The following is a 12965-nucleotide window of genomic DNA, read 5'->3' as shown; positions in this document are numbered from 1 at the left end:
CCCGCGCCCCTTCGGGGCGCTGCCCAGCCGCAGCCGACCTCCTCCGTACGCCTTCCGTAAAGGACGCGCCGACCCGGAGCGGGCGTGCCAGGCTGCCGTGCATGACGACGACATCCGGCAGCCCGACCCCCGCCTTCTCCGACGGCACCGACGGGACCGAGGGGACGTACGAGGAGTACGCGACGCTCCCCGACGGCCGCCCCCTCCCGCTGCTGACCGGCCCCGAGCGGCCCATGCTGGAGAGCTGGCTCGCGTTCCACCGCGCGACGCTGGAGCTGAAGTGCGCGGGGCTCGACGACGCGCAGGTGAGGCATGCGTCCGCCGAGCCCTCGTCGCTGACGCTGCTGGGCCTCGTGCAGCATCTGGCCGAGGTCGAACGGAACTGGTTCCAGCGGACGTTCGCCGGGCTCGACGTACCGCCGGTGTACGGAAACGACTCCAACGGGTACGCCCTGGACCCGGACCGCGGGCTCGCCGAGGCGCTGGAGGTCTGGCGCCGGGAGATCGCCCGGGGCCGGGAGCTGTGCGCCGACCGCTCGCTCGACGAGACCGCCCCGATCCCCGGTGACGGTCCGATGGCGGGCCTGGAGGTCAGCCTCCGCTGGATCCTTGTGCACATGATCGAGGAGTACGCGCGCCACAACGGCCACGCGGACATCGTCAGGGAGCGCATCGACGGCGTGACCGGCACCTGAGTTACCGCATAGCCCATTTGCCAGCACGCGTCCGCGGAAAATCGAAAACGAAACCTCGATCGAAACCTCCGACCGAAACCCCGAAGAAACACCCCACCGCAATTCCCGAATTAATTCGGCACAGCTACTGTTGCTCTTCTGCCCGCTTTCCGGGATCCTAAACGCAAAGATTCTGCGAACACCAACCGACGTAATTCGGTCAGGTCTCGTGAGAGTTACACCCGTGTGACGCACTCCACATCGCGTCCGCTTCATCCCTTATTTCCTGGGCAAACCGGCACTTCTCGCCGCCGCCCCGCGGGGCCGCTCGCGCCCGCGCGATAACACAGAAACGCTTCCGGCGTAACCCCGTCCGGCGATGCAATCCACGGAATTGCTCGGTAAATTCACTCCGCATGACCGCTGCACAAGCAGACCTTGCACGTGCCCGACAGGACTTCGCGGAATTGCCCGCGGTGCCCCGCCTTGAGAGTCCGGAGGTGGCGGACGGAGCCGCGATCTGGCGTATCGCCAGAGACTCGAAGACCCTCGATCTCAACTCGTCGTACAGCTATCTGCTGTGGTGCCGTGACTTCGCCGGCACCTCCCTCGTGGCCCGCGGCGCCGACGGCGAGCCGGTCGGCTTCATCACCGGCTACGTCCGGCCCGAGCGCCCGGGGACCCTGGTGGTCTGGCAGGTGGCGGTGGATGAGGCGCACCGCGGCCGTGGCCTCGCCGCCGCACTTCTGGAGGGACTCACCTCCCGGGTGGCCGGCGAGCGCGGGATCAGCTCTCTCGAGACGACGATCACGCCCGGCAACACCGCATCGGAGCGCCTGTTCACCTCGTACGCCGAGCGGCACGGGGCCCAGGTCGCACGGGAGGTGCTGTTCGACGCGGCGCTGTTCCCCGACGGCGGGCACGACCCGGAGGTGCTCTACCGGATCGGCCCGCTGAGCGACTGACCGCAGTACTCCCCCAGCCCCCCACGCACTCCCCCCCTACCGACCACATCCCCCCACCCCATCTCCCAGGAGATTCGCTGTGACCATCACCCAGCCCGACCTGAGCGTCTTCGAGACCCTGGAGTCGGAGGTGCGCAGCTACTGCCGCGGCTGGCCCACCGTCTTCGACCGTGCGCAGGGCAGCCGTATGTACGACGAGGACGGCCACGAGTACCTCGACTTCTTCGCCGGCGCCGGCTCGCTCAACTACGGCCACAACAACCCCGTACTGAAACGCGCGCTGATCGACTACCTGGAGCGCGACGGCGTCACGCACGGCCTGGACATGTCGACGACGGCCAAACGCGCCTTCCTCGAATCCTTCCAGAACCTCGTGCTGCGCCCGCGCGACCTGCCGTACAAGGTAATGTTCCCGGGCCCGACGGGCACCAACGCCGTCGAGTCCGCGCTGAAGCTGGCCCGCAAGGTCAAGGGCCGCGAGGCGATCGTGTCGTTCACGAACGCCTTCCACGGCATGTCGCTCGGCTCGCTCGCCGTCACCGGCAACGCCTTCAAGCGCGCCGGCGCCGGGATCCCGCTGGTCCACGGCACGCCGATGCCGTTCGACAACTACTTCGACGGCACGGTCCCGGACTTCCTGTGGTTCGAGCGGCTGCTCGAGGACCAGGGTTCGGGCCTCAACCAGCCCGCCGCCGTGATCGTCGAGACCGTGCAGGGCGAGGGCGGCATCAACGTCGCGCGCCCCGAGTGGCTGCGCGCCCTCGCCGACCTGTGCAAGCGCCAGGACATGCTGCTGATCGTCGACGACATCCAGATGGGCTGCGGCCGCACCGGCGCGTTCTTCTCCTTCGAGGAGGCGGGCATCACGCCGGACATCGTGACCGTGTCCAAGTCCATCAGCGGCTACGGACTGCCCATGTCGCTCTGCCTGTTCAGGCCCGAGCTGGACGTCTGGGAGCCGGGCGAGCACAACGGCACGTTCCGCGGCAACAACCCGGCGTTCGTGACGGCCGCCGCGGCCCTGGAGACGTACTGGTCGGACGGGCCCGCCATGGAGAAGCAGACCCTCGCCCGCGGCCAGCAGATCGAGCAGACCCTGGTCGCGCTCGCCGACGAGCACCGGGACGAGGTCAAGGAGTACCGGGGCCGCGGCCTGGTGTGGGGCGTCGAGTTCCACGACAAGGCGCGGGCCGGCGCCGTGGCGAAGCGGGCCTTCGAACTCGGCCTGCTCATCGAGACGTCGGGCCCGGAGGGCGAGGTCGTCAAGCTCCTTCCGGCCCTCACCATCACGCCCGACGAGCTGGAGGAAGGGCTGCGGACGCTCACCCGAGCGGTGCGCGAGACCGCAGCCTGACCGGGATCCCCGCGCCCTCGGGGCAGTGGGGATACGAACAACGAAGAAAGGCACCAACTCACCGTGATCGTCCGATCGTTCAAGGACATCGAAGGCACCGACCGTCATGTGAAGGCCAAGTCCGGCACGTGGGAGAGCAAGCGCATCGTGCTCGCGAAGGAGAAGGTCGGCTTCTCCCTCCACGAGACGATCCTTTACGCGGGTACGGAGACGTCAATGTGGTACGCGAACCACATCGAGGCCGTCCTCTGCGTGGAGGGCGAGGCCGAGCTGACCAACGACGAGACCGGCGAGAAGCACTGGATCACGCCCGGGACGATGTACCTGCTGGACGGCCATGAGCGCCACACCATGCGCCCCAAGACGGACTTCCGGTGCGTCTGCGTCTTCAATCCGCCCGTGACCGGCCGGGAGGACCACGACGAGAACGGCGTCTACCCGCTGCTGACCGAGGAGGTCTGACACCCCATGACCACCATCACCGACCTGTACCCGACCCGCGGCACCGCGGAGGTGGCGGTCCCCCGGCAGGACCCGGTCGTCTGGTCGGCGCCGGGTGAGGCGGGACCGATCGCGGCGGCCGACCTCGAGTCGTACGAGCGCGACGGCTTCCTGGCCGTCGAGCAGCTGATCACGCCCGACGAGGTCGCCGTCTACCGCGCCGAGCTCGACCGGCTGATCGGAGACCCGGCGATCCGTGCCGACGAGCGGTCGATCGTCGAGCCGAAGTCGCAGGAGATCCGGTCCGTCTTCGAGGTGCACAAGATCAGCGAGGTGTTCGCCCGCCTCGTGCGCGATGAGCGGGTGGTGGGCCGCGCCCGGCAGATCCTGGGCTCGGACGTGTACGTCCACCAGTCGCGGATCAACGTCAAGCCCGGCTTCGGCGCGTCCGGCTTCTACTGGCACTCGGACTTCGAGACCTGGCACGCGGAGGACGGTCTGCCGAACATGCGGACCGTGTCCGTGTCGATCGCGCTGACCGAGAACTTCGCCACGAACGGCGGTCTGATGATCATGCCCGGGTCGCACAAGACGTTCCTGGGCTGCGCGGGCGCGACGCCGAAGGACAACTACAAGAAGTCCCTGCAGATGCAGGACGCGGGCACCCCGTCGGACGAGGCGCTGACGAAGTTCGCGGACCGGCACGGCATCCGGCTGTTCACCGGCCCGGCGGGCTCGGCGACCTGGTTCGACTGCAACTGCATGCACGGCTCGGGCGACAACATCACCCCGTACCCGCGCAGCAACGTCTTCATCGTGTTCAACAGCGTGGAGAACGCGGCCGTCGAGCCCTTCGCGGCTCCGATACGGCGGCCTTCGTTCATCGGGGCGAGGGATTTCACTCCGGTGCGGTGAGTCAACTCCTTGCCGGGGGTCCGGCCCGCCGCGCAGCGGCAGTCGGGCGCAGCGTCCCCCGGGAATCACAGCATCGGGGCGAGGGATTTCACTCCGGTGCGGTGACCCCGTAGGACTGGATGGGCTCGGCACCCTTTCGGGTGCCGAGCCCGTCGTGCTTCACACGCCGGACAGCGCGTCCAGCAACCGGTCGACGTCCGCGGCGGCGTTGTAGAGATGGAAGGCCGCCCGCAGGTTCCCGGCGCGGTCGGAGACCTCGATCCCCGCGCGGCTCAGCTCCGGCTGCAGCCGGCCGAGTCCGGGGACGGAGACGATGGGCGAACCGGGCGCGGGCAGCGGCTCGTGGCCCAGCGAGTCGAGGCCGGCGCGGAACCGGTCGGCGAGCGCCAGGTCGTGTGCCCGTACGGCGTCCACCCCGATCTCCTCGACCAGGGCGAGGGAGTGCCGTGCACCGGCGTACGAGAGGAGGCTGGGGCTCTCGTCGAACCGCCGAGCGGAGTGCGCGAGTTCCTCGACGGGCCCATAGCAGCTGTCCCAGGGCCGCTCGCCCGCGACCCAGGACGCGAAGACCGGGGTCAGGCCGCCGAAGTCCTCCGGTACGACGAGGAAGGCGACGCCGCGCGGGCAGACCAGCCACTTGTAGGCGACGGCGGCGGTGAAGTCGTCGGCGTCCGCGTCGAGCGGCAGCCAGCCTGCGGCCTGGGACACGTCGATGTACGTCCGCGCGCCGTGTGCTCGCGCGGCCGCCCGGATCGCGGGCAGGTCGGCGACCCGGCCGTCGGCGGACTGCGCGGCGCTCACGGCGACGAGCGCCGTGCCCGGGCGCACCGCCTCGGCCAGGCCCTCCAGCGGCACGGCGCGCACCTTCAGGTCCCGGCGGACGTGGAACGGGTTGACGACGGAGCTGAAGTCGGCTTCGGCAGTGAGGACTTCGGCGCCCTCGGGCAGCGATGCGGCGATGAGCCCGCTATAGACGGCGACGGACGACCCGGCCGCGACCCGGGTCACGGGAACCCCCGCGAGCCGGGCGAAGGAGGCGCGCGCGGCCTCCACGTCCGCGAACATGTCGGACGGCTTGCCCGCCGCCACGGACTCCACGGCCTGCTGCATGGCGGCGACGGTACGGGCGGGGAGGACCCCGATGCTGGCGGTGTTCAGATACGTCGTACGGGGCGCGAACTCGGTGGCGGCAAGACTGCCTGCGAGAGTCTCCATGGGGCCACTGTGCCGCCGCTCCGACTCCTGGTCCATCGGGTTTCTCTCAGGGGCACCAGCCTCGGTGACGGGCCTAGATGACCGGTGGGCGTCCCAGGCGGGTCATCCGCCACACCGTGGCCCACCGCATGGCCCGCCGGGGGCCGCACGGCGTGCGTACGCCCTCCATGAAGCCGCCCGCCCAGGCCCGCAGACCGCCCAGCGACCGGGTGCGGGCCAGGGTGAGGAGGGTCCAGGTGCCCAGGTAGACGGGGATGAGCGGGTACGGAAGGCGGCGCCGCGCCAGCCAGACGCGGTTGCGGGCGGTCATCCGGTGGTAGACGGCGTGCCGGGCCGGCGAGGTCTTGGGGTGCTGAAGGAGCAGACCGGGCTCGTAGAGGATCTTCCAGCCCGCGTCCAGGGCCCGCCAGGCGAGGTCCGTCTCCTCGTGGCAGAAGAAGAAGTCCGCGGGCCAGTCGCCGATCTCGTCGAGCATCCGCATCGCGAAGGCGTGCCCGCCTCCCAGGAACGCGGTCACCAGGCCGCGGCGCATCGGGTCCTTGGCCCGCAGGCGCGGCACGTGGCGACGCTGGGTCTCGCCGTACTCGTCGGCGATGCGGAAGCCGACGATGCCCAGGCGCGGGTCGCTGGCGAACAGCTGCTGGACGGTGCGGAAGACGTCGGCGTCGACGAGCAGCCCGTCGTCGTCGAGCTCGATGACGACGTCGACGTCTCCGAACGCGCGCAGCCTCGAGATGGCGACGTTCCGTCCGCCCGGGCAGCCTAGGTTGTCGTCGAGCTCGATCACGGTCACGTCGCCGGGGAATTCGGGGAGCGGGGAGCCGTTGCCCACCACCACGATCCGGGACGGCTGCACGTCCTGCTTGGCCACCGCCTCAAGGAGCGCGTCGACCTCCTTGGGCCGGTTGCCCATGGTCACGATGGCCACACCCAGGCGCGGTTCGGACAAGGGAGGTCTCCTCATCTCGGCGACGGTGCCCGTGATCGTAGCCGTTCACCGCCCCGCCCAGCCGCAGACGGGCCCCGTTCACCTCACAACCGGCCCAGGCGGCCGCAGGGATGTCGTTGCTTACCGCTTTACCGCTTTACGGCTTTACCGCTGCGGAACGGCGCAGCCGTCAGGCCCGCATGCCTCGCCGTCCCCGTCCGTGGCCGCGGCGATCGTCGTCAACGGCGCGCGGCTGCTCCAGGCCTGCTCGAGGGCCTGGGCGAAGACCTCGGCGGGCTGGGCGCCCGAGACGCCGTACCTGCGGTCGAGGACGAAGAAGGGAACGCCGTTGGCGCCCAGTTCGGCGGCCTCGCGCTCGTCCGCGCGCACCTCGTCGGCGTACCGGGCCGGATCAGCGAGCACGGCGCGGGCCTCGTCCGCGTCCAGGCCGGCGGCAGCCGCGAGCTCCACGAGACGCTCGTCGCCGTCGAAGACGGACCGCTCCTCGGCGAAGTTCGCCCGGTACAGCACGTTGATCAGCTCGTCCTGCCTGCCCTGCTCCTTGGCGAGGTGCAGCAGCCGGTGCATGTCGAAGGTGCTGCCGTGGTCCCGGCCCTCGGTGCGGTACTCGAGCCCCTCGGCCGCGGCCTGCGCGCCGAGGTTGTTCTCACCGGCCTGCGCCTGCGCCTCGCTCATCCCGTACTTCTTGGTCAGCATCCCGAGGACGGGCTCGATGTCGCCCTTGGCACGGTGCGGGTCGAGCTCGAAGGAGCGGTGCACCACCTCGACCTCGTCGCGGTGCGGGAAGGCTCCGAGCGCCTTCTCGAAGCGGGCCTTTCCGACATAACACCAGGGGCAGGCGATATCGGTCCAGATCTCGACGCGCATCTCTTCGGCTTCTCTCCACTCGTACGGACGCGGAGACGCCCTCCGCGCAGTACGTGAACGTTCAAGCGGCTCCGCTCATTCCCTGGTCCCGGCGATGGGGCACTGCCACACCGGCCGCAGGGTGGCAGCGCCCCGCAAGGTTCAGGTGCCGTCCCGCAGCCCCTCCGGCCAGTTCGGCCGGAACTCGATGTCGTCGAAGACCGCGACGCAGCCCTCGCCCACCGGCGACTGCGCCATGAAGCCGACGAGTGCGGCGGCCGATTCCTCGGTGTCGCCGAGTGTGAAGAGGCGGATGAAGGTCCACTCCTTGCCGTCTCTCGACGCGTGGAAGGCGAACGCCCGGCCGGTGCGGCTGACCCGGAGCCAGACGCTGCTGCCGTCCACCACGAAGGAGTTGGCGTCGTCGGAATGGCCCCGGGTCACCACCGTGCACACCGTGGGCAGGTCCGGCGAACGCTCCAGGCAGAGCTTCGCCCATGCACGCTCGCCGACGTGCACGTACAGCACGCCCGCGTCGAAGGCCGCCGCGAAGCCGACGGTGACACGGGCGATCAGCTGGAAGTCGCCCTCCGGCGCGCCCAGCAACCGGGGTGCGTCGGAGGCGGGGTCCAGGGCCTCGCCCGTGGGAGGCACGAAGCGGTCCTGGCGGGCGCCCGCCCAGCCGGTGAGCGCACCGTCCTCGTACGACCAGTGGCCGTCGGGGCCATAGGTGCGCAGCGGGAACGGGAGTTCGGGGAGTTCGAAATCCATCGCCACAGTGTTCCAGGTGGGCGGGGTGCCCCGCCCACCGGTCGGGCATACGTCGGCATACGCCGTCATATGCGTGGACTTACGCGGCGTGCGCTGCTCAGATCTCCATGCGCCCGTTGAACCGGCGCGGCAGCCCCAGCGGGTTGTCGTCGCGCAGCTCGGGCGGGAGCAGGGCCTCGGGCGTGGTCTGGTACGTGACCGGGCGCAGCCAGCGCTCGATCGCCGTGGCGCCCACCGAGGTGGAGGTGGACGTGGTCGCCGGGTAGGGGCCGCCGTGGTGCTGGGCGGGTGCGACAGCAACACCGGTGGGCCAGCCGTTGACGAGCACGCGTCCGGCGAGCGGGGTGAGTTCGGCGAGGATCTCCGCGCCGTTGCCCTGCCCGGCGGCCTCCTCCGTCGAGAGGTGGACGGTGGCCGTCAGGTTGCCGGGCAGCCGGGACAGTACGGCGGTGACCTCCGCCTCGTCCTCGTAGCGGGCGACCACGGTGACCGGGCCGAAGCACTCCTCCAGGAGGACGTCGTGCTCGCCCTCGGCGGCCAGCTTGGCGGCGGGCACGGTGAGGAAGCCGGGTGCGACGGTGTGCTCGCCGCCCGAGCCGGGCGTCACCGGGGACTCCACATCGGGCAGTTCGGCGCGCTCGCGGACACCCGCGACGAAGTTGTCCCGCATGCGGTGGTCGAGCAGGACGCCCGCATCGACGTTGCTGACGGCCTCCGTCAGCGACTTCACCAGGCGGTCGCCCTCGGTGCCGGACGGCGCGAGCACCAGACCCGGCTTGACGCAGAACTGGCCGACGCCCAGCGTCATCGATCCGGCGAGGCCGGTGCCGATCTGCTCGGCGCGCTCTGCGGCCGCCGCCTCGGTGACCACGACCGGGTTGAGGGAGCCGAGCTCGCCGTGGAACGGGATCGGCACCGGGCGGGCTGCCGCCGCGTCGAACAGCGCGCGTCCGCCGCGTACGGAGCCGGTGAAGCCGGCGGCGGCGATCAGCGGGTGCTTGACGAGCTCGACGCCCGCCTCGAAGCCGTGGACCAGGCCGACGACGCCCTCGGGGATGCCGTGCTGGGCGGCGGCCCGGCGCAGTACCGCGGCGACCAGCTCGGACAGCGCCGGGTGGTCGGGGTGGGCCTTGACGACGACCGGGCAGCCCGCGGCGAGCGCGCTCGCGGTGTCGCCGCCGGGCACGGAGAAGGCGAAGGGGAAGTTCGACGCCGAGTAGACGGCGACGACGCCCAGCGGCACCTTGTAGCGGCGCAGGTCCGGGACGGGCGGGGTCGCGGTGTCGTCCGGGTGGTCGATGACGATGCCCAGGTAGGCGCCCTCGTCGACGATGCCGGCGAAGGCCCGCAGCTGGTAGCAGGTGCGGGCGAGCTCGCCGGTGAGCCGGACCGGGCCGAGCGCCGTCTCGGCGTCGGCGGCCTCGACGAGCTGGTCCTTGGCGCCTTCGAGGAGGTCGGCCGCGGTCCGCAGGAACGCGGAGCGCACGGTGCGGTCGGCGAGGGCTCCCCGGGCGGCGTGCGCGGCGCGGACGGCCTGGTCCACCTCCTGGGCTGTGGCCTCCACCGCAACCTGCTCGCGCTGCTTCCCGGTTCGGGGGTCGACACTCCAGACTGGTGCTGCTGCCACCGCGGGTCCCTCCTGATGTAATGCCGCAGTTCTTGTGCCCACTCACCAGGGCTGTTCGATATGCTGAACACTGTCTCTGATGATGAACGCTCCTCGGAGACTATTTCCGGCGAACGAAGGGGTCAAGCGCGATGTCGGCAGGCGAGACGGGCGGCGGTTCGCAGGTCAAGTCCGCGGTGCGCACCGTGGAATTGCTGGAGTACTTCGCCGGCCGCCCCGGAATGCACTCGCTGGCCTCCGTCCAGGAGGCCGTCGGCTACCCCAAGTCCAGCCTCTACATGTTGCTGCGCACGCTGGTGGAGCTCGGCTGGGTCGAGACGGACGCGACGGGCACGCGGTACGGCATCGGCGTGCGCGCCCTCCTCGTCGGCACCTCGTACATCGACGGCGACGAGGTCGTGGCCGCCGCCCGCCCGACGCTGGACCGGCTCTCGGACGACACGACGGAGACGATCCACCTGGCGCGGCTCGACGGCACGAACGTCGTCTATCTCGCCACCCGCCAGTCGCAGCACTATCTGCGCCCCTTCACGCGCGTCGGCCGCCGACTGCCCGCCCACTCGACGTCCCTCGGCAAGGCGCTGCTGGCCACCCACACCGACGAGCAGGTGCGCAAGCTGCTGCCGGAGACGCTGCCCGCGCTCACCGAGCACACGATCACCGACCGCGAGAAGCTCATCGAGGAACTGCACCAGGTCCGCGAGCAGGGCTTCGCGGTGGACCGCGAGGAGAACACGCTCGGCCTGCGCTGCTTCGGCGTCGCGATCCCCTACCGCACCCCGGCGCGCGACGCGATCAGTTGCTCGGTCCCGGTGGCCCGCCTGACCCCGGCCCACGAGCAGACGATCAAGGACGCCCTGTTCGACGCCCGCGACCGCCTGACACTCGCCACACGCCGGCTCTGACCCTCGCGCCCGCAGCCCGCGGGGCCTCGCCGCCCACGTACGCCCCGGACGCCCGCCACCCGCAGACTCTGACACCCGCCCCCGGAGGCTCTGATGCATGTACTGCTGCGCGAGGTCCACGACAGCGATCTGCCGGTCTTCTTCCGGCAGACGAACGACCCCGAGGCGCTGCGCATGGCCGCCTTCACCGCCCAGGACCCGTCGGACCGCGCCCGCTTCGACGCCCACTGGGCGCGCATCCGCAACTCGCCGGCCGTCGTACGGACGGTCCTCGCGGAGGGCGACGTCGTGGGGAGCGCCGCGGTGTACGGGCAGCCGGGCGAGCGCGAGGTGACGTACTGGATCGACCGTGCGTACTGGGGCCGCGGGATCGCGACGGCCGCGCTGCGGGAGCTGCTGGCACTGGTCCCCGAGCGCCCGCTCTACGCCCGCGCCGCGGCCGACAACACGGGGTCGCGCCGCGTCCTGGAAAAGTGCGGATTCCAGCTGACCGCCCAGGCCAGGGGTTACGCGAACGCCCGAGGCGAGGAGATCGACGAGGTCGTGCTGATCCTGAAGGGCTGAGCAGTGCTGATCCTGAAAGGCTGAGCGGTCGCCACCGGCCGTGCCCCGCGTCTCCCGTCCGTGCACCCCGTATGAAGAATTCCTGAGAAACCGGGCCGAACGGCATGAGACGGGAACGATCGCCTCCACCCCGTTCGTCCTTCAGAGCGGCATGAACAAGACGATCAGGCGCGCTTCGGTCTTCAGCCTGCTGCTCGTGCTCGCCCTGCTGGTCAGGGCGACGTGGGTGCAGTTCTACGAAGGCCAGGCCCTCGCGGACAACAAGAACAACCGGCGGATCGCGATCGAGAAGTACGCGTACCCGCTGGGCGACATCATCGTGGCCGGTGACGCGATCACCGGCTCGAAGCGGACGACGGGCAGTGACCTCGCGTACGAGCGCACGTACAAGGACGGCAAGCTGTACGCGGCGGTGACGGGCTACAGCTCGCAGGTGTACGGGGCGACCCAGCTCGAGGGCATCTACCAGGACCTGCTCGACGGCACGGACAACCGGCTGAAGAACCCGGTCGACACGGTCACGGGCAAGCGCGCCGACCCCGGCGACGTCGTCACCACCATCGACCCCGACGTGCAGAAGGCGGCGTACGACGCGCTCGGCGGCAAGAAGGGCGCGGCCGTCGCCATCGATCCGTCCACGGGCAAGATCCTCGGCCTGGTCTCGACGCCGTCGTACGACCCGTCGGAGATCAGCGGCACCACGGACTCCGCGGCGTGGCAGGCCCTGACGACCGACAGCGACAAGCCGATGACGAACCGCGCGCTGCGCCAGCCGCTGCCGCCCGGCTCGACGTTCAAGCTGGTCGTCGCGGCGGCGGCGCTCGAGGACGGCCTGTACTCCTCGGTGGACACCAAGACGGACAGCCCGGACCCCTACACGCTGCCCGGCACGACCACGGTGCTCAGCAACGAGAACGCCGCCGCACCCTGCGAGAACGCCACGATCCGCACCGCCCTGCAGTACTCGTGCAACAACGTCTTCGCGAAGATGGCCGTCGACCTGGGCCAGGACAAGGTGAAGGCGATGGCCGAGAAGTTCGGCTTCAACGACTCCGAGCTGGATGTGCCGGTGCGGGCGTACGAGAGCGTCTATCCGTCGGACATGGACCAGGCGCAGACGGGCCTGTCCGGTATCGGGCAGTTCGACGTCACCGCGACCCCGCTGCAGATGGCGATGGTGTCCGCGGCGATAGCCAACGGCGGTGAGCTGGTGTCGCCGCACATGGTGGCGCAGATCACCGATGGGGACGGCAACGTACTGGCCGACTACGACGACACCACGGACACGAAGCGGATCGTCAGCTCGTCCACGGCCGAGCAGTTGCAGTCCGCGATGGTCACGGTCGTCCAGGACGGCACGGGCACCAACGCGCAGCTGGCCGGCGCGACGGTGGGCGGCAAGACCGGTACGGCGCAGCACGGCGAGAACAACAGCAAGACGCCGTACGCGTGGTTCACGTCCTACGCGAAGGACGACAGCAGCGGCAAGGAGGTCGCGGTCGCCGTGGTCGTCGAGCAGTCGGACGCGGCGCGCTCGGAGGTCAGCGGCAACGGGCTGGCGGCGCCGATCGCGAAGGCCATGATGCAGGCCGCGCTGCGGAGCTGAGCCTCCGCCCCACAGGCGAGGGCCGCCCCCAGTCCCCCGGGGGGGCGGCCCTCTTTCACGCGGCTTGCCCGACGAAGTCGGGGTGCCGCTGTGCCCACCCGTGCCGCCCCAGCGGCACGACTGCCCACAGCGG

At 70.5% G+C, this 12965-nt stretch carries 13 protein-coding genes; 8 read left to right on the top strand and 5 right to left on the bottom strand.

Going from position 1 to position 12965, the window contains the following annotated elements:
• Window positions 1-101: 101 nt before the first annotated feature.
• The 5 genes from STSP_RS23275 (at window position 102) to thpD (ending at window position 4349) form a co-directional block, all read left to right on the top strand.
• The gene (locus STSP_RS23275) at window positions 102-695 is read left to right on the top strand and encodes a DinB family protein (RefSeq protein WP_078067430.1); all 594 of its coding nucleotides are present in this window, start codon (window positions 102-104) and stop codon (window positions 693-695) included.
• Window positions 696-1090: 395 nt separating this feature from the next.
• Window positions 1091-1639, top strand: a complete 549-nt coding sequence (ectA, locus tag STSP_RS23270) for a diaminobutyrate acetyltransferase (protein WP_078067429.1) — start codon at window positions 1091-1093, stop codon at window positions 1637-1639.
• A gap of 79 nt (window positions 1640-1718) precedes the next feature.
• Window positions 1719-2993, top strand: coding sequence for a diaminobutyrate--2-oxoglutarate transaminase (gene ectB, locus STSP_RS23265; protein ID WP_067281569.1), 1275 nt, complete (start codon window positions 1719-1721; stop codon window positions 2991-2993).
• A 63-nt stretch (window positions 2994-3056) separates the two neighbouring features.
• Complete coding sequence (locus STSP_RS23260; protein ID WP_067281566.1) at window positions 3057-3455, top strand: ectoine synthase; 399 nt, start codon at window positions 3057-3059, stop codon at window positions 3453-3455.
• 6 nt (window positions 3456-3461) lie between these two features.
• Window positions 3462-4349, top strand: a complete 888-nt coding sequence (gene thpD / locus STSP_RS23255) for an ectoine hydroxylase (protein ID WP_067281563.1) — start codon at window positions 3462-3464, stop codon at window positions 4347-4349.
• Window positions 4350-4508: 159 nt separating this feature from the next.
• On the opposite strand, the gene STSP_RS23250 is transcribed toward thpD, so the two are convergent.
• From STSP_RS23250 to STSP_RS23230, 5 genes are all read right to left on the bottom strand, one after another.
• On the bottom strand, window positions 4509-5564 hold the full coding sequence (locus tag STSP_RS23250) for an aminotransferase class V-fold PLP-dependent enzyme (protein WP_067281554.1): 1056 nt from the start codon (window positions 5562-5564) through the stop codon (window positions 4509-4511).
• A 73-nt stretch (window positions 5565-5637) separates the two neighbouring features.
• Entirely contained in the window at window positions 5638-6513 is an 876-nt protein-coding gene (locus STSP_RS23245) for a glycosyltransferase family 2 protein (protein ID WP_067281547.1), read from the bottom strand.
• Between the two features lie 144 nt (window positions 6514-6657).
• Entirely contained in the window at window positions 6658-7380 is a 723-nt protein-coding gene (locus STSP_RS23240) for a DsbA family oxidoreductase (protein WP_067281534.1), read from the bottom strand.
• 141 nt (window positions 7381-7521) lie between these two features.
• Window positions 7522-8130 (bottom strand): DUF1349 domain-containing protein, encoded by a 609-nt coding sequence (locus STSP_RS23235; RefSeq protein ID WP_067281527.1) that lies wholly within the window; start codon window positions 8128-8130, stop codon window positions 7522-7524.
• A 97-nt stretch (window positions 8131-8227) separates the two neighbouring features.
• Window positions 8228-9757 (bottom strand): aldehyde dehydrogenase (NADP(+)), encoded by a 1530-nt coding sequence (locus tag STSP_RS23230; RefSeq protein WP_078067428.1) that lies wholly within the window; start codon window positions 9755-9757, stop codon window positions 8228-8230.
• 131 nt (window positions 9758-9888) lie between these two features.
• Between STSP_RS23230 and STSP_RS23225 the strand changes: the two genes are divergently transcribed.
• The 3 genes from STSP_RS23225 to STSP_RS23215 all read left to right on the top strand — a co-directional run bounded on the left by STSP_RS23225 (window position 9889) and on the right by STSP_RS23215 (window position 12832).
• The gene (locus STSP_RS23225) at window positions 9889-10662 is read left to right on the top strand and encodes an IclR family transcriptional regulator (RefSeq protein WP_067281518.1); all 774 of its coding nucleotides are present in this window, start codon (window positions 9889-9891) and stop codon (window positions 10660-10662) included.
• A 93-nt stretch (window positions 10663-10755) separates the two neighbouring features.
• The gene (locus tag STSP_RS23220; protein WP_067281517.1) at window positions 10756-11226 is read left to right on the top strand and encodes a GNAT family N-acetyltransferase; all 471 of its coding nucleotides are present in this window, start codon (window positions 10756-10758) and stop codon (window positions 11224-11226) included.
• A gap of 151 nt (window positions 11227-11377) precedes the next feature.
• Window positions 11378-12832: a peptidoglycan D,D-transpeptidase FtsI family protein gene (locus STSP_RS23215; protein WP_067281516.1), complete on the top strand. Its 1455-nt coding sequence runs from the start codon at window positions 11378-11380 to the stop codon at window positions 12830-12832.
• Window positions 12833-12965: the final 133 nt, after the last annotated feature.

This window comes from Streptomyces jeddahensis (genome assembly GCF_001642995.1).
Classification (GTDB): Bacteria; Actinomycetota; Actinomycetes; order Streptomycetales; family Streptomycetaceae; genus Streptomyces; species Streptomyces jeddahensis.
The sequence above is the reverse complement of the archived record's forward strand: the minus strand, read 5'-3'. Positions and strand labels throughout refer to the sequence as shown.